Origin of the sequence: Streptomyces torulosus (assembly GCF_001419765.1) — a bacterium.
GTDB classification, from domain to species: domain Bacteria; phylum Actinomycetota; class Actinomycetes; order Streptomycetales; family Streptomycetaceae; genus Streptomyces; species Streptomyces torulosus.
Genome location: NZ_LIRK01000025.1, coordinates 1 through 16,130 on the forward strand (window position 1 = coordinate 1; position 16,130 = coordinate 16,130).

The 16,130-nt window shown below is 67.9% G+C and carries 12 protein-coding genes and 3 pseudogenes; 1 reads left to right on the forward strand and 14 read right to left on the reverse strand.

What is annotated here, in order from left to right:
- From AOK23_RS02520 to AOK23_RS02580, 14 genes and pseudogenes are all read right to left on the reverse strand, one after another.
- The coding region (locus tag AOK23_RS02520) for a hypothetical protein (protein ID WP_055711104.1) at positions 1-289 on the reverse strand (289 nt) is incomplete at its 3' end.
- A gap of 540 nt (positions 290-829) precedes the next feature.
- The gene (locus AOK23_RS48335; RefSeq protein WP_169800267.1) at positions 830-1,210 is read right to left on the reverse strand and encodes a hypothetical protein; all 381 of its coding nucleotides are present in this window, start codon (positions 1,208-1,210) and stop codon (positions 830-832) included.
- Between the two features lie 303 nt (positions 1,211-1,513).
- The gene (locus tag AOK23_RS02530) at positions 1,514-2,077 is read right to left on the reverse strand and encodes a cysteine hydrolase family protein (protein WP_055711106.1); all 564 of its coding nucleotides are present in this window, start codon (positions 2,075-2,077) and stop codon (positions 1,514-1,516) included.
- Positions 2,078-2,299: 222 nt separating this feature from the next.
- Positions 2,300-3,031: pseudogene (locus tag AOK23_RS02535) on the reverse strand (S66 peptidase family protein); the annotation flags it as partial.
- A gap of 306 nt (positions 3,032-3,337) precedes the next feature.
- Complete coding sequence (locus AOK23_RS02540; RefSeq protein WP_055711107.1) at positions 3,338-6,451, reverse strand: RICIN domain-containing protein; 3,114 nt, start codon at positions 6,449-6,451, stop codon at positions 3,338-3,340.
- Positions 6,452-6,800: 349 nt separating this feature from the next.
- Positions 6,801-7,877, reverse strand: a complete 1,077-nt coding sequence (locus AOK23_RS02545; RefSeq protein WP_079049240.1) for an aldo/keto reductase — start codon at positions 7,875-7,877, stop codon at positions 6,801-6,803.
- 33 nt (positions 7,878-7,910) lie between these two features.
- Positions 7,911-8,111, reverse strand: a pseudogene (locus AOK23_RS44345) (PfkB family carbohydrate kinase); the annotation flags it as partial.
- Positions 8,108-8,281: pseudogene (locus AOK23_RS02550) on the reverse strand (Zn-dependent alcohol dehydrogenase); the annotation flags it as partial. The pseudogenes AOK23_RS02550 and AOK23_RS44345, both read right to left, overlap by 4 nt.
- A 38-nt stretch (positions 8,282-8,319) precedes the next feature.
- The gene (locus AOK23_RS02555; protein WP_055711109.1) at positions 8,320-9,204 is read right to left on the reverse strand and encodes an amidohydrolase family protein; all 885 of its coding nucleotides are present in this window, start codon (positions 9,202-9,204) and stop codon (positions 8,320-8,322) included.
- A 37-nt stretch (positions 9,205-9,241) separates the two neighbouring features.
- Positions 9,242-9,589, reverse strand: a complete 348-nt coding sequence (locus AOK23_RS02560) for an L-rhamnose mutarotase (RefSeq protein WP_055711110.1) — start codon at positions 9,587-9,589, stop codon at positions 9,242-9,244.
- Positions 9,586-11,601, reverse strand: a complete 2,016-nt coding sequence (locus AOK23_RS02565; protein WP_055711111.1) for a DUF8034 domain-containing protein — start codon at positions 11,599-11,601, stop codon at positions 9,586-9,588. Before AOK23_RS02565 ends, AOK23_RS02560 begins: the two co-directional genes overlap by 4 nt.
- Positions 11,602-11,703: 102 nt before the next feature.
- The gene (locus tag AOK23_RS02570; protein WP_055711112.1) at positions 11,704-12,582 is read right to left on the reverse strand and encodes a carbohydrate ABC transporter permease; all 879 of its coding nucleotides are present in this window, start codon (positions 12,580-12,582) and stop codon (positions 11,704-11,706) included.
- Positions 12,572-13,486 (reverse strand): carbohydrate ABC transporter permease, encoded by a 915-nt coding sequence (locus AOK23_RS02575; protein WP_055711113.1) that lies wholly within the window; start codon positions 13,484-13,486, stop codon positions 12,572-12,574. Before AOK23_RS02575 ends, AOK23_RS02570 begins: the two co-directional genes overlap by 11 nt.
- Positions 13,483-14,844, reverse strand: coding sequence for an ABC transporter substrate-binding protein (locus tag AOK23_RS02580; protein WP_055711114.1), 1,362 nt, complete (start codon positions 14,842-14,844; stop codon positions 13,483-13,485). Before AOK23_RS02580 ends, AOK23_RS02575 begins: the two co-directional genes overlap by 4 nt.
- Positions 14,845-15,188: 344 nt before the next feature.
- On the opposite strand from AOK23_RS02580, the gene AOK23_RS02585 reads away from it, so the two are divergent.
- Positions 15,189-15,986 (forward strand): FadR/GntR family transcriptional regulator, encoded by a 798-nt coding sequence (locus tag AOK23_RS02585; protein ID WP_055711115.1) that lies wholly within the window; start codon positions 15,189-15,191, stop codon positions 15,984-15,986.
- The last annotated feature ends 144 nt before the right edge of the window (positions 15,987-16,130 follow it).

Below are 16,130 nucleotides of genomic sequence, written 5' to 3' on the forward strand. Positions count from 1 at the left end.
GGGTGGGGGCGAAGAAGGCCAGTATCAGGGCGGTGCCCGCTACCAGGAGGGCGGCAATGGGCAGCGCGGTGTAGGTCCACGAGGCCGCCAGGGCGACGGCGAGGGTCGCCAGCAGGGCTGCCAGCCGGGCCAGCATTGACGCCAGAGCCGCCACCCGCCCGGTGAGTTCGAGTTGCAGTCGGCTCTGCCACTGCACGTTGGCGTCCAAGAGGGTCCGGGTGAACAGGGCGCCTGCGAAGAGGAAGGCGACGGGCATGAAGTGGGTGGGTAGGGCGAAGACGAGGGCCACGCACAAGGCTCCGACGGCCAGCCCAACCCAGCTCCGTCGCGGGCGGTCCCCCATGATGTCCCGGCGGAACGGTGGACCCGGCCGGTGTGGAGGGACATCGCCAGCGAACCGATCGAGAAGCCCGCCAGCGCGCTTCCCAGCGCGGCCGAGGACGCGCCTCGGGCCTCCAGGGCCAGGGGCATGCCCAGCGAGATTACCGGGATGGGGAAGTTGACGGTGAGCTGACGCAGTAGGGCGTCGCGAATGTACGGTCGTCGGCGGGCCACCCGTGCCCCTTCCCAGACGAAGGACCGGCCGTCCTTTGACCGGGCGCCTGATCGGAGCCAGCGGTCACGGGCTGGGATTACCTTCCAGACTGCTGCGATGCCGGCCAACGAGAGGGCGTAGGAGGCGGCGTTGAGGCCGACGACCGCTACCAGCGAGGTCTGGGAGAGCACGAAACCGCCGCCGGCCAGCCCGGCGATGTCTGCCACGTTGCGCACCGCGCGGTCCCGCCCCAGGAGGCTTTTGAGGGGGAAGTCGGTATGGAGCGCCAGCGACTTAAGCATGGGGGGCCCTCGCGGAGGTGAACAGGATTCCGGCACTGGTGTCGGCGACCTGGACGGCGGTCAGGGCGTAGATCGCGGTCTGCGAGGTTCCCGTCGCGAACAGGGCGAGGAAGCACGCCACGTACAGAGTGCAGCGGAAGCCGTCCAGGAGCAGCAAGGTGGGTAGGCGCGGCAGCCGATCGGCCAATGCTCCAGCCAGCGGTCCCAGCAGGAGCTCTGGGACGATGGAGGCCAAGGAGACGGCGACGAGCGACCAGACCCGGCCTGTCTGGAGGAGCACGACCCAGGGGAGGGCCAGGCGCCAAGCCGAGGTGCCGATCTGGGAGGACGCGTACCCGGTCCAGAACAGCGCCAGTTTCCGATGGGTTCCCACGAGAATCCTCATCCGTCTCTTCATCGGCCGGCTCACCCGGGTGATCACGGGCACGCTCGACCCGCACCTGACCCGCTACCCCGACGACGAATGGGCCCAGAATCGCCACCGCGCAGCTCACCGGCGTACGCGCCGACCACGATGACCGACGCCTCACCCGCGAAACCCCCGTACCGACAGTTGGACGAAGAAAGACACCGCCGACGCAAAGACATCCTGCTGAACGAGCGACCGGTGGCTCTATCCAGCCGACGGGAGGCGATGCCGCCTTGCCCCGCACGCGAGGGTCCGGACGGCCTCCCGCTATCGCGGTGCGATGGCTTTGAGCCAGCCCTCGACGGCGACGACATCTGCCCACTGCGGGAACAGCTTTTCGGTGAGCATCGTGTGCACCTCGGGGTCGGTGTCGAGGCAGGCATCCGCCAGGACGGTGAGGCCGAAGTCCAGGTCGATGGCGTGCCACAGGGTGGACAGCACTACAGCGCTGGTGGCGATGCCAGTGAGAACAAGGCTGTCGATATCGCGAGCCCTGAGTACCAAGTCGAGGTCGCTGCCCGAGAACGCGCTCCCCCGCCTCTTGGTAACCACCACGTCGCCCTGCTGGGGCGCGACGTCGTCATGAATCTCGGTGCCAGGGGCGCCCTCGGTGAACAGGCCTGCCCGCACGACGTTTGTCATCACCCTGTTGCGAGGGCTGACTTCTGGATCGCCCTGCCGTAACCCCATCACCACGTAGATCACGGGGATGTCGGCAGCCCGGGCACCGTCGATCGCTCTGCGCAAGCGCGGCAGATATCCGGAACCGTCGTCGGCGATGGCCACGACGTCCCGTTGGACGTCCATCACCAGAAGTGCGCTGTTCGCCATGCTTGCCGTCCCTTCTCCGTTGTGAAACGAGAGCAAGTCTGGTGGATCAGCCGAGCCGCGGTGGAAGTTTCGGAGATCCTCATCAGCGTCGCGCCGCAGTGCGCCCATGCTGGTGTCAGTTCGCATCGACTTTTCTTGCCCTGTGATCACCAAGTGCTGTCCAAACTCGGTGATAAGCGGTGTCGCCCGTCAGTTACGACGAAGCCAGACCGGCTTGGAACGTCAGCCCAAGGTCTGCGTCAGCTCGCTACGGCTCGATGAGTAGACGATCCGGCCATGAGCCCCGTTGACGATCGGCATGTAGGGCGGAATGTGGCCGCACTCGACGTCGGCGATGATCGGCACGTTCAGGGTGCCGAGCGCGTCGAGGACAGCCTCATGGTGGCTGAAGGAGCTGTAGCCCGGTACGCTGCTCCGACCGACGAGGATCGCGTTCGCGCGGTCGAAGAATCCGGCGATCCTCATGCCGTGCAGGTTCCGGCAGATCGTGAAGACGTCGCTGCCGGCATCCTCCACGTATACGAGGAGCCCGTCCGGGGACTCATCGCGGGCAAATGCGGCGACATCCAGGTAGCTCGTCCCCGCGAGGTCGCACAGCGCCTCGATGCAGCCTCCGATCAGCCTTCCCTCGGCCTCCACGTCACCAGTGCCATCGAGCCGGGTCTACGTGCCAGCGGCGTCAAGCGTGTACTCACGTACCTCGGGATGGCCGACAAAGTCGTCGAAGCCCGTGGTCCGGTGGCGACCGGGCGGGTACTGCGTGAACCGGTGGCCCGCGGGTGCGGCGACGATGTCGAGCCACGACGACAGTCCCTCGGAGACGCGGTAGGGCGTGTCCATGAGGTTGTTGCCGTGGAGTGTCGCCGTCCCGGTGAGCAGGGTCAGCGGTGTCATCAGGATCGAGATGTCGGAGAACCCGACGACCCAGGTCGGCTCCGCCTGTCGCCGTCTATCTCTCGCATCACATGGACCAGGGGGCGGCGAACCACACGACGGGCCATCGGCGTGGTCCTGGAGCGCTGCCGGCCCTTCCTCATCCACCTGCTCGGCCCGGAGACGGCGAAGTCGCTGCCTCCGCCGGGCGACACCCGGGAGTTGTCAACGACCCGGGCGTCGGCCTTGAGGCAGCGCGGCAAGGGGTGGTGCCGGCCCATGTTGCGCCGGCACCGCCCCTCAGGTTCTTCATCTTCTTCGGTCCGCCCCCCACAGCAGTACACGGCGGCGGCCGCGCGGGGTGTGCGGCCCGTGGCGCGGAGGGAATCAGTCCACGTTCACCGCCTGCCACAGCTGGCTGTCGGCGTTCGTGTCCGTCGTCTGCACGAGCTGAGCGCCTGCTGTCGTCGACGAGCCGGACACCGAGAGCAGCTTGCCGCTGTTCACATTCTTGATCTTGTGGTAGCCGTTTCCGGCGGCGACCAGTGTCCAGCGCTGGTTAGCACCGTTCTTGTCGGTCCACTGGACGATGGTCGCGCCGTCCGCGGTGGACGCTTGGTAGACGTCCAGCAGCTGACCGCTGTTCTGGTTGACGATCTCGTAGCTGCCGTCACCCACCGCAACCAACCGCCAGCGCTGGTTCTGCGCTCCGGTGTCGTTCCACTGGATGATGTTCGCCCCGGCGGAGGTCGATCCGTCCGCGACGTCGATCGTCTTGCCGCTGTTCTTGTTGAGGACCTTGTAGAACGCGTTCTTGGAGGGGAAGGGGATGGAGGCGAACGCGTCCAGCGCACAGACGGTGCCGGAAGAGGACGCGTTCTTCGTTCCCGTGCACACGACCTTGATGGTGTGGGGACCCGCGGCGAGATCCGTCTTCTCGAACAGCACCACCTGCTTCGTCACCGTCGAGGCATAGGCGTCGATGCCCGACTGTGCCAGGGCGCCGTCGATGTAGACGTCGACCTTGCCCATGTTCGGTTGCTTCATGCCGACATACCGAACGCCTGATCCGGTGAACGAGTACTGGACGTAGCTGCCCGCCGTGCTCGTGAAACTCTCCGACCCGTTGAAGTCCTTAGAGTCGTTCCAGTTCGACCAAGGGGAGCTGTAGGTAATGCCGGAGCTCTTGTCGTCGACGTAGTTCCATCGCTGGCGTACGAGCGACTTCGACGCGGCGGACGCGTTCCCCTGGGCGTCCACGACGTAGAGGCGGTAGTCGCCGGCCGTCGGCGGGACAGTGATGGTCGTCGCGGTTCCGGCTGCCTTCGTCATGGTGGGGCCGACGGTGAACGTCGTCGTACCGGAGGGAGCCAGCCAGAGAGTCCTGGTCGCGTCACCGATGGTGCGGACAGGGATGGACGACACGCCCTGGCCGGTGAACGTGCTCGCGGGCAGGGCGTAGTCCTGCAGGCTCAGGTTGCTCTGGGGGACGATGTCCTTGTAGGCGTCCTCCAGACCGGAGTTCACGGCGATGCTGTACGCCTGCGACGGCCACACGCCGTCCGAGTAGGCGCGCACGTTCTCGATGGTGCTGTTCGGGACGTTCTTGTTGTTGATCTTGTTGACGGTGCCGTAGGTGTTGGTGATGCTCAGGTCGTGCTGCTTGCCCCACGTGCCGGAGTTGATGGCGAAGGCGACATTCGGGTCCAGGTCGAGCACGTTGTCGTGGTAGTTGATGTAGGCGGAGCCTTCGTCGGGGTGGAGTCCGTACTTGTGGCCGGCCGGAACGCCCTGGATGTAGTTGTTGCTGATCTCGGTTCCCGGCTGGCTGCCCAGCGTGTAGATGGGAGCGGAGTCGGCGAGGACCTGCAGCGTGTCGACGATCTGGTTGTGGCTGATGGTGTTGTTCTTCGCCGTGGTGGTCGGCGCACCCGGTCGGATCGAGTTCGACGAACCGTCGAAGTTCCACCATCCCCAGCCGAGGGTGATGCCCGCCCACGGGGACTTCTCGATCCGGTTGTGCTGCACGGACAGGGAATCGGTGAAGTACGCCGACACGGGGCTGGACCCCTGGAACAGCACCGCGCTGTCGTAGAGGTAGTTGTTCTTGATCGAGATGTTCTTGCAGAGTCCCTCGACGTTCACCGGGTACTTCTCGTTGTTGGTCGAGGTGTAGTCCCCGATGTACACGTGCTGGGGGTGTCCCACGGTGATGGCGGATCCGGCTATGTCGTTCGTGATGTTGCCGGTCAACTGCGAGTCCTTCACGTCGTTGACCATGTTGATTCCGTCGGCGCCGGTGTGCTGCACCGTGTTGCGCGTCAGGCTGATCCCGTCGGCGTTCTCGATCTGGATGATCCCCGGCGGCAGGTCGACGTTGCGGTAGGTGTACGCGTGGAAGTTCTTCTGCGCGTACACGGTCGAGCCGGCGTTGCCCTGCTGGCCCTGCCGGAAGACGGAGCCCGCGACATTGGCCAGGTTCCAGTCGGAGTGCTCGACCGTGAGCCCGGAGAACGTGATGTTCCGCGCGTGGTCGGTCGTGGACGTGCCGGCGATCTTGATGAGGGTGGACACGTTGTTCGGCGCGAAGACCTCCGCCGACGTCATGTCCTCGGAGCTGGACTTGTAGTAGTACAGCGTGTGGTTCGTCTTGTTGAAATAGAACTCGCCGGGCTGGTCCAGGAACTCGTACGCGTTCATGAAGGTGGGGGTGCCGCCGGCGGCGGCGAAGTTGCCGTTCGGCGGTCCCTGGGCAATGGCCGCACCCGGCTGCTGGAACAGGGCCACGCGATGGGCGCCGTCCGAACTCGTGGTGATCTGGCGGACTCCCACGATGGATGTGGTCCAGGTCGTCGGATACTTGATTTCGACGTCGTCCTGGTTGGCGGCGACGGCAGGCAGATCGGAGAGGCTGTACTTGGCTCCGTCGCACTCCGAACCCGACTCCCAGGCCCAGGGAGCCTGGCCGGCCGTGATGGTGTAGGTCCCGTAGCATCCGGCCGAGGGGATCGTCTTGGAGGCCATCTGGGCGCGCTTGTTGTTGACGTAGAGCGCGCGGAGCTTGTTGTCGCGGTTCAGCGGGGCCTTCCAGATGTTCCCGCTGTGCTGTGCCCAGCCGGTCACCGGAACTCCTCCGTTCAGCACCGGCTTTTCGTTCTGGTAGGCGGCGTACACGACACGGTGGCCGTTCGTTCCGGAGTCGGCCGACGTGAAGTTGATGGTGCTGCTCACCGGGTAGTTGCCGCCGCGGAGATAGACGTTGATGTCTCCGGTCATGTTGTCGTTGACCGTGCGCACGACGTCCCGTGCGTGCTGCAGGGTCTTGAACGGCGCGGTGATCGTCCCGGCGTTGGCGTCGTTGCCGTTGGGGGCGACGTAGTAGGTCGCCTGGGTCGCGGCCGAGGCCGGGGCCGACGTCGTGAGGGATGTCAGCAGCGCCGCGGGGAGAGCCATCGCAAGCACTGCTGACACCTTGCGGATGGTGGAGGTGACGGGCTTCATCGTCTGCCCCTCCTGCTGGTTCGGACGGTCGGGAAAGTGTTCATGCGGCGGCTCCGGGGTGTTGTCAGTGCGGTTGACGCGGATCTCTTCACCGGCCCCGGCCCTTGAGCGTCGCCAGGGTTCAGAAGCGTCGGTGAGCGGCACAATCTCGCGGATGGGGGGGCGACTTCGCAGCGACAGAAGCCGTGCTGGCTTCCCTCGCGACGGACACGGTGTGGCCTGGGTAATCGGTCGGGCGGGCGGCAGGAGGCGGTCGTGGCGCCGGCGGGGGACGCGAGGATCGTGTCCTCTACGAGGTCGTGGAGCGGTTCGTCCACGGTGGCTGCCCCGTGGTGGTGGCCCTTGCCGATCAGTGGCATCGGGAACTCCCCCCGCCAGTGCCGTCAGCATGTGCCGCGGACCGTCCATCGGGCGCGGGGTGGTCGGCCGTGCCCTGTATACCGCTGGTGGTGAGGACGTCGGGCCTGATCAGCCCCTGGCACCGGAGGTCGTCCCAGAGCGCCCGGGGTACGGCGCTTCGCTGGAGTTCCACGTTCTGTGTCACTTGCGCGCGGTCGCGCATGCCGAGCGTGACATTGACGGTGCTGGGGTGGGTGGCCGGGAAGGCGATGGCGGCGGCGGGAAGGCTGGTGCCGTGCCCCTTGCAGACCTCTGCGATCGCCCGTGCGCGGGCGATCAGTTCCGGTGGGGCGTCCTGGTAGTCGTACTTCATGCCTTCGGCGGGCCACTCATGAGAGAGCAGGCCGGAGTTGAAGACGCCGACCGCGACGACGCTCTTGCCCGATTCCTGTGCGGCGGGCAGGACGTCGTCCAGCGCGGACTGGTCGAGGAGGGTGTAGCGCCCGGCGAGCATGACCACGTCGGCGGCGGTCTCGCGCAGGAAGCGGTCGAGCATGGCCGACTGGTTCATGCCGGCTCCGATGGCCCCGACCACCCCTTGGTCGCGCAGGTCCGCGAGCGTGGGCATGGCCTCCTCGGCGGCCTGCCTCCAGTGGTCGTCGGGGTCGTGCAGGAAGACGATGTCGAGCCGGTCCAGGCCGGTGCGGCGCAGGGAGTCCTCGATGGACCGGAGCACGCCATCGCGGCTGAAGTCCCACTGCCGGCGCAGGTCGTCCCGTACGACGAAGCCCTCACTGTCGACGCCCTGTGGACGTTCGTTGGGGACGAGGAGCCGGCCGACCTTGGAGGAGACGACGTACTCGTCCCGAGGGCGCTGCCGCAGCGCCGCCCCGAGGCGCTGTTCGGAGAGCCCGAGGCCGTAGTGCGGTGCGGTGTCGAAGTACCGGATGCCCGCGTCCCAGGCAGCGTCCACGGCGGCCGAAGCGTCGGCCGCCGAGGTGGTCCGGTAGAGGTTGCCGATCACCGACGCGCCGAATCCGAGTTCGGTGAGGTCGACGGCGGTGTTGTGGATGTTCCGGCACTGCATGACGTCCTCCTCGTGGATGTCGATCGGCGTGGCTCAGCGCCGCACGTGGGCCGAGCCGCCCGCGATCAGGGCTTCGACCTCGGTGAGCGTGGCCATGGAGACGTCGCCGGGGGTGGTCATGACGAGCGCGCCGTGGGCGGTGCCGTAGGCGAGGGCGCGCTCCAGGGAGGTGCCGGTGAGCAGGCCGTGGATCAGTCCGGCGGCGAAGGCGTCGCCGGAGCCGATGCGGCGACGGCGGGCATGCGTACCCGGGCGTCCATGTCGCCGTGGAAGATGTGCAGATCGGTGCCGCAGATACCGACATAGGCGGGGGCCAGTTCCACCTCACCGGGACCGGGGGAAAGGGTCTCGGCGGGAGCCGTGGTCAGGGTGCGGGCGGCCGTGTAGCGGACGGCGAGTGTCATCGTGTTCTCCAGAGTTCCTTCAGCACGAGCGCCGACGGTCAGCTGCGGCCGGGGAGGCGGTAGAAGGCGGTCGCGGTGCCGGCGACGAGCGCGTGGATCTCGTTCTCGGCACAGTCGGTGAGCAGTTCGTCCACGGTGGCGGCCCAGCGGTTCCAGCCGCCGGCGAGGTTGGCGACCGGCCAGTCGGAGCCGAACATCAGCCGATCGGGGCCGAAGGCGGTGAGCAGGATGTCCCGGACAGGGCGGATGTCGGCGGTGGTCCAGTTGTCGTGGTCGGCCTCGGTGATCAGTCCCGACAGCTTGCAGACCACCTGCTGGTGTGCGGCCAGCCGTTGCACCTGACGTCGCCAGTCGGCCAGTTCGCGCCGGGCGATGTCCGGCTTGCCCGCGTGGTTGAGCACCTGGGGCAGGTCGGGGAAGCGTTCGGCCAGTTTGATCGCCTGGTCGAGCTGGTGGCTGCGGACGAGTACGTCGTAGGAGAGCCCGCGGTTCCTGGCCGCCGCCAGCCCTCGCTCGACATCGGGGCGTTGCAGCCAGCCCGGGTCCGTCTCGCCCTGGACGAGGTGGCGCAGGGAGCGCAGGTACGCGCCGCCCGGTCCGGCGAGCAGTCGGTCCAGCACCTCGCCGATCGCCGGCGACGTCAGGTCCGCCCAGCCGACCACCGCCTCGATCAGCGGCTCCTGTTCCGCGAGGGCGAGCAGGTCCTCCGTCTCGGGCACGTCCGGCATGCACTGCACGGCCACCGTGCTGTGCAGGTGCCGGCCCGCGATGGGATGGGTCGCGGTGGAGCGCAGGTCGCCGGGGGTGAAGGTACGGCGGATCGATGTCAGGCCGGGGTCGTCGAGCCAGGGCTGCGGACGCCGGTCGAGGTCCCACAGATGGTGGTGCGCGTCGATGAGGACGGGGGCGGGGGCGGGGGTCATGGCGGTTCCAGGTCGGGTCGGTCCGGCGGGGTCCGTGTCAGACGGTGGCGTCCTCGCCGGGCGGGTCGAGGTGCCAGATCTCGGTCAGTTCCGTCCACTGGCGGGAGTCGCCCCGGTCGGGCCAGGGCTCCTGGCAGGGATCGGTGAGTTTCCACCACTCCCGGGTCTCGGCGTCGGCTTCCAGGACGGCCATGTCGGCCTCGAAGTCGTCGCCGTGGTACTCGAGGAAGGCGAACAGCACGTCGCCGTGGAGGAAGATGCTGTAGTTGCGGATGTTCGCCCGGTGCAGGGCGGCTTCCACGCCGGGCCAGACGGCCGCGTGCAGCCGCAGGTACTCCTCGCGGTGCTCGGGGCGGAGCCTGATGGTCTGCGCGATGCGCCTCATGCGTGTTCTCCTTCCGTGCCCTGGGAGGGCGGACCCGCCGGGGTGTCGAACGGGGTGCGGTAACTGGGGGTGCGGGAGCGCAACTGGAGGCGCAGGGCGAGCCGGATACGGGTGGACGCGGGCAGCCGTACGGTCAGGAAGGGACCGGCGCAGTCCTGCTCCGCCTCGGTCACGACCGGCTCGGTGTGGCCGTAGTCGTACATGTCGCCGATCCAGCCGTCGTCCTGGCAGGTGGTGTACCGGACGGCCGTGATGGTGTGCTCGGCGAAGGCGCCGGCCTGGACGACCACCCTGCGCTCCGCCTCGGGGGAGAGGTTCACCAGTTCGACGGTGGTCGCCTCGGGGTCGATGGAGGTGACCAGCGCGGCGACCTCCGGTGGCAGGCCGGCGCGGCGGGCCTCGGCGTCGTGGTAGCGCAGCCGGGCCTGCTGCAGGCCGCCGTTGTAGAGCACCTGGGGTCCGCCCCAGGTCAGCTGGACGAGGGCTTCGGTGACCACCGGGTTGCACAGCTGCCACACGTGGATGTCGTCCTCGGCCACGTCCAGGTCGCGGTAGCGGTCCATCCGGCGCAGCCGGTGGTGGATCTGGGCCTGCGCGGCGGCGAGGATGCGCTCGGGGTAGCCGGGGTCGTCGCCGGCGAGGAACGCGAACCACGCCTTCTCGTGCCCGGACTCCTCCTTGGCCCGGAACGGCCGCACGGTACGCCAGTCGATGCCGTCGGCCTCGCGCAGCCGCTCCAGCCGGGCGCGGTCGGCGTCGGAGGCCGTGTGGTGCCACAGGGCCACCGGCACGGGCGGGGTGAGCGGGTTGTAGTCGAACCAGCCCGAGTCGTTGTGCCGGAACGGAAGGTGTGGCGTGGGCGTGTGGATGTCGGGGCCGAGTTCGACCACCCATTTGGAGGGGAGGCTGGAGTCCGCCTCTGTGTGGGGCATCACCCTGGCGTGACCGATGAGGGTGTCGAGCGAGGTCGCGACCATGGAGAGGTAGTCGTCGTCCCCGGTGACCGTGGCCGCCGCGAGCGCCGCCACACAGGCCGCGTGGCCCACGCTGTGCCAGCCGTGCGGCCAGGACCAGCCGTAGTGGCCGCCGTACCAGCGGCCCTCCAGCAGGCTGCCGACGACACCGTCCGGGCCCGCGTTGTCAGGGATGAGACCTTCGTTGGCCCGTGTGCGCTCGCGCCACGCGCCCACGTACTCGACGATCCAGTCGCGGTAGCGGTCCTCGCCCGACAGGATCCACGCGTTGAGGACCAGCCCGGCCGCGGCGAGGTTGACCGCGGTGTCGCCGACACCCGTCCGGTCCCGCATCTGCGCGCCGAGCCGCGGATCCGCGGAGAGCGGGAACGGGCCGCCCTCCGCCTCGGGGATCCACTCCAGCGGGAACCCGTATGTCTCCGCTTCCTTCGGCAGCCACGGGTACACGTCGCCGTCGAACAGGCCCGTGCGGTCGGGGTCGCTGCCGTTGTGCGGGCGGGTGATGACACGGTGCTCGGGGTCGTAGTTGCCCTTGGCCGGGTCGACGTACAACTCGGCGAAGCGCAGCGCCCGTTGCGACCAGCGGTCGGGGGCGGCCATGCACAGGAAGTAGAGCAGCAGCAGGCTCTCGCCCTGGTGGAACCAGTCGTAGCCGCGCTCGAACTCGTCGTGCAGCATGCCGAGTTCGGTGAGCTGCCGGGTCACGCCCTCCCAGTGTTTCTCGCCGGCGGGCAGCAGATCGTCCGCGCCGCCGAGGAGGTACAGCTGGGGCCAGTTGAAGAACACCTCGTAGAAGTCGTCCACACCGTCGCGGGTGGTCAGCGCCCCGGTGTAGTTCAGCCGTCCGTCCGGGCCGGTGAAGTCGCGGGCGAAGCGCCGCCAGGCGTGGTCGAGCAGGTCGAACAGCGCCCGCTGCGACACGGCCCAGCCGGGCGGTTCGAGCACCGGCACCCCCGCCTCGATCTCGGGTGGCGGGGCCGGCTGCCCGGAGACCGGGATGTCCCCACCCGAGGTGGGGCCGGAAGAGGTGAAGGGCATGGGACGGAGCTCCGTTCGGGGGTGGCGGGGTGCGCGCGCCGGGACGACGGTCGGGCGGACGACGCCGGATCGGGCATCAGGGTCGGGACGGCAGGCCGGGGCCTACTCCTTGGTGGCGCCGGCGAGCATCCCGCTGACCAGGAAACGCTGGGCGAAGAGGAAGACGATCAGTACGGGTGTGATGGCCACGAGCGTCGCCAGGGCCAGCTGCGGCCGCTCGATCGCGAGGGTGCCGACGGCCGGATTGAAGGACGGCACGTTGCTGAGCAGGGTCCCGACCCCCACCTGGATGGGCATCTGGCCGCTCTCGGGCAGCATCACGTAGGGCAGGAAGTAGTTGGTCCAGTTGGCGACGAAGCTGAAGAACCCGACGAGCGCGATCACCGGTGTCGCCAGCGGCAGTGCGATGTGCCGGAAGACACCGAACTCCGAGCAGCCGTCCATCCGTGCCGCCGCCAGCAGATCCTTCGGTACCGCGGTGGTGAAGTAGATGTACGTCAGATACACGCCGAACGGGTAGAACGAGTACGGCAGGATGATCGACCACATCGTGCCGATCAGCCGCACCGCGTTGATCTCCAGGAACAGCGGCACCACCAGCGTGGCGGTCGGCATGAGCATCACGACCAGGGTCGAGACGAGCAGGGTGTGCCGTCCGCGGAACTCGGTCATGGCCAGCGCGTAGCCCGCCGGAACGGCCACGCAGAGCGTGATGACCAGCGAGATCAGCGCGTACAGGGTCGAGTTGCCCAGCCACTGCAGGACGGCGTTGTCCTGGAACGCGGTGAGGGCGTCCCAGTTGGCCTTGAGGGTGTGCAAGGAGCCGAAGGAGAGGGGGTGGCCGTGGACGAGTTGCTGATCGGTCTTGGTCGCCGCGAGGACGAGCCACAGCACCGGCAGCACGAAGAACACCAGGAAGACGAGCAGGACGGAGCCGGTCAGCAGACGGGGCACGAGGCGGCGCGGGGAACTAGTCGGCATCGAAGAACCCCGACCGTGCGACGAAGACGGCGGCGGCCGACACACTGACGACCAGGAGTTCCACCGAGACCGCGGCGGCGCCGTTGACGTTGTTCATCTGGAAGGCGAAGTCGTACGTCAGCTGGTTCAGCGAGTAGTCGCGTCCGGCCACGCCCACACTGGCGAGGGACAGCAGCTGCGGCTCCACGAAGAGCTGCGCACCGCCCGCGAAGGCCAGGATCACCATGTACACGATCCACTTGCGGAGCATGGGGATCTGGATGTGCCAGGCGGTCTGCCAGGCGCCCGCGCCGTCGATGCGCGCGGCTTCCATGACGTCGGTGGGGATGTTGTTGAGCGCGCCGTAGATGACGACGATCCAGCCGCCCGCGCCGGTCCAGAACGCGATGACCGTGAACAGCAGGGGCAGGTTGCCGGGCGCGATCACCTCGCCGAAGGTGTCGAACCCCAGCATGCCCAGCAGCGAACTGACCGGGCTCACCGTCGGGTCGAGCATGAACAGCCACACCAGCACACTCGCGGCGCCGGCGAGCGCTCCGGGGATGTAGAAGAGGAAGCGCAGCGACTTGCTGAGGGCGCCCGAGGCGAGGCGGTGCAGCAGCAGCGCCAGGCTCACCACGAACACCACGAGGGAGACCAGCCAGAACAGCAGGTACAGCGCGACATGGCCGACGGCGTCCATGAAGCGGAAGTCCTGCGCGGTGGTGACGAAGTTGCTGAAGCCGGTGAAGGTGCCCCCGGCGTCGGTGAACGCGAAGTAGACGGCGTACCCGGTCGGCAGGACGCCGAACGCGATCAGGAGCAGCACGTAGGCCGCGACGAAGGCGATGCCGGCCCGGCTCTGCCGGTCGGTGCCGCTGGGGCGCCGACGGGCGGAGCCGGACGGGGAGTGGCTGAGGGTCACTGCTCGACCTTGTATCCGTTGGACTTGGCGTGCTTGACGATGGAGTCCTGCCAGGCCGGCAGCATCGAGACGATGGACTTGCCCTGGGTCAGGCCCGGCTTGACCGTGGACGCCCAGATCGCCTCCTGGCTGAACTGGCCCGAGCCCCACTCCGGCCACACCTGGGAGGAGGCGGCCGAGAGCGCGCCGAGGTCGCTGGCGAAGTAGCCGGAGGCGTCCTGCCCCTTCAGCCATGCCTCGGCCGCCGGCCCGTAGGCCGGGAAGCCGGGCGCCTTCTCCCCCTGGTAGGCGTTGTCGGTGGTGACCCACGTCAGGAAGTCGGTGGCCGCCTTGAGGTGGGTGGAGTGCTGGGACAGCAGCCACGTGCCGCCGCCGACGTTGCCGGTGGACGGCGCGCCGTCTCCCTGCCACTGCGGTATGGGCGCCACCGCGATCTGCCGGGCGGGGACCTTGAGGGTGTCCTTGAAGACCGCGCCGCCGAACCAGGCCGGGCCCGGCATGAGCAGGACCTTGTCGGCCTGGTTCTTGCCGAAGTCGGTGCTGAAGACACCACTGATGGACATGGACTTGTTCTTGATCAGCACGTCCAGGAGCTTGGCCATCCTGGTGCAGGCCTCGCTGGTGGTGTTCACCGACACGGACTTGGGGCCGGTGATGTGGTTGGCGCCGCACTTGCTCGCCCACAGATAGATCTCGGGGGTGAAGGAGTCACCCGCGTCGCCGACGAGATAGCCCGGATGCTCCTTGGCCACCTTGGTGCCGAGCTTCTGGTACTCCTCCCACGTCGTCGGCACCGTGTAGCCGAACTTCTTCATCAGCGGGGCGTTGTACCAGAGCACCGCCTGGGAGAGGTCGTTGCGCAGACAGTAGACGGTGCCGTCGACCGTGCAGACGTCGTTGGCGCCCTTGGCGAACTTCCCCAGGGTCGACTCGGGGATCAGGCCCTTGTTGAGCGGAGCGGCGAAGCCCGCGTCGACCGCCCAGGAGGTCTCGTTGTTCTGCGAGCTGAACACGACGTCCGGCCAGCCCTTGCCGGTGCGGTTGAACAACTGGACCTTCGTCTGCAGGTAGTTGGACCCGTTGGCGTCGCCGTCGTAGCTGACGATGTCCAGCTTCACCTCCGGGTGCAGCTTCTGGTACAGCTTCGCGGCGTCCATCCGGGTCGCGTCCACCCAGACGGTCAACGTCCCGTCCTTCTGCGGCGCCTGGGCGAAGCCGTCCTTGGTGGTCGTACCGGCGGTGCCGCCGCCACAGGCCGTCACGGTCAGCAGCACCGTGACCGCGCACCCGGCCAGCGATACCGCCCGCTTCCTGCCGAGGGCTCTCTTCGGGCTGGACGAGGACTGGTTGACCGTCATGAGTGACTCCACTGGATGTGCGGGTGCCCCGAGCAGATGGGCGGCCCGGAAGGACGACGGAGACGGAAGAGGCTGCTGCGCTGCGATCGACGTGGAAGAAATTAGCCGCCTTATCGAGCGATGCGTCAAGGGTGCGTGCAGCGATCCCTTGCTGGATTTCCGGCGACAGGCAGGCAGTTGTGCTGCGTATGTCCGATACAGGTTGTTCGCGTATCCGGATGATCATGGCTCTCGTTATGGATCTTGGCCAGAATGAGTACGACTTATATCTCCTGTGCGCTACGATGATGTCGGCTCCACCGCGATCAGTCGCGTGAGCAAAGGTCACCCGGGAGGCAGCGCAGATGGACGACACGCCGGCGATCGAAGCGGCCCTGCCGATCCAGGCCCCTTCTGCCGCGCCCGCGGGGGTGGCCGGCCTGGAGGAGCGGCGGGACTACCGTCCCGGGTACGAGATCGTGGCGGAGCGGATCCTCGCGTACATCGCCGAGGAGCGACTGGCTCCGGGTGACCGGCTGCCCACGGAGATCGACCTCGCCCGAACGCTGGACACCAGCAGGGCGGTGGTGCGGGAAGCCGTCAAGATCCTTTCGGCGCTGGGTCGGGTACGGGCGCACAAGGGGCGGGGTCTGTTCGTCGCGGACGACGAGGGCATGCTCGTCACCAGCCGGTGGGGAGGCTTCTTCCGCCCCGTCGACATCGACCACGTACTGATGCTGTTCGAGTTCCGCAGGGTCCAGGAGATGGCCGCCAGCAGCCTGGCGGCCACCCGCGCCACCCCCTCGGAACTGCGCACCATCGAAGTCGCCATGGAGCAGTGCCGGCACGGGTTCGCCCACGGCCAGGTCGACGTGTTCAACCAGGCGGACGAGGACTTCCACACGGCCGTGTCGGCGGCCTCGCACAACACGTTCCTCGTCAGCGCCGTGCGGGACGCGCGACGTCTGCAGCGCCAGTCCAGCGCCATCGGTATCCATGACTCGTTCGGGGAGAACACCGAGGCGGCCGTCGAGGAGCACGAGGCGATCTACCGGGCCATCCGTGACGGTCGCCCCGAGGAAGCGGCGCAGGCCACCGCGGCACACCTCGACCGGACCCTGGAGGACTACCGGCGCGAGATCCAGCGCCGTCTGTTCGGCTGACGCGACCCGTCGGCGCGCCGTGCGCGCCCTGTCCCGGCCGCCGCACGTCTCGGAAAAACACGGACGATCCGTTGACTTCTGTGTGGCCGGGGCTCTAACTTCGGCGTCGATCGGTTCGACAAGCCGATAGTCGTTCGATATATC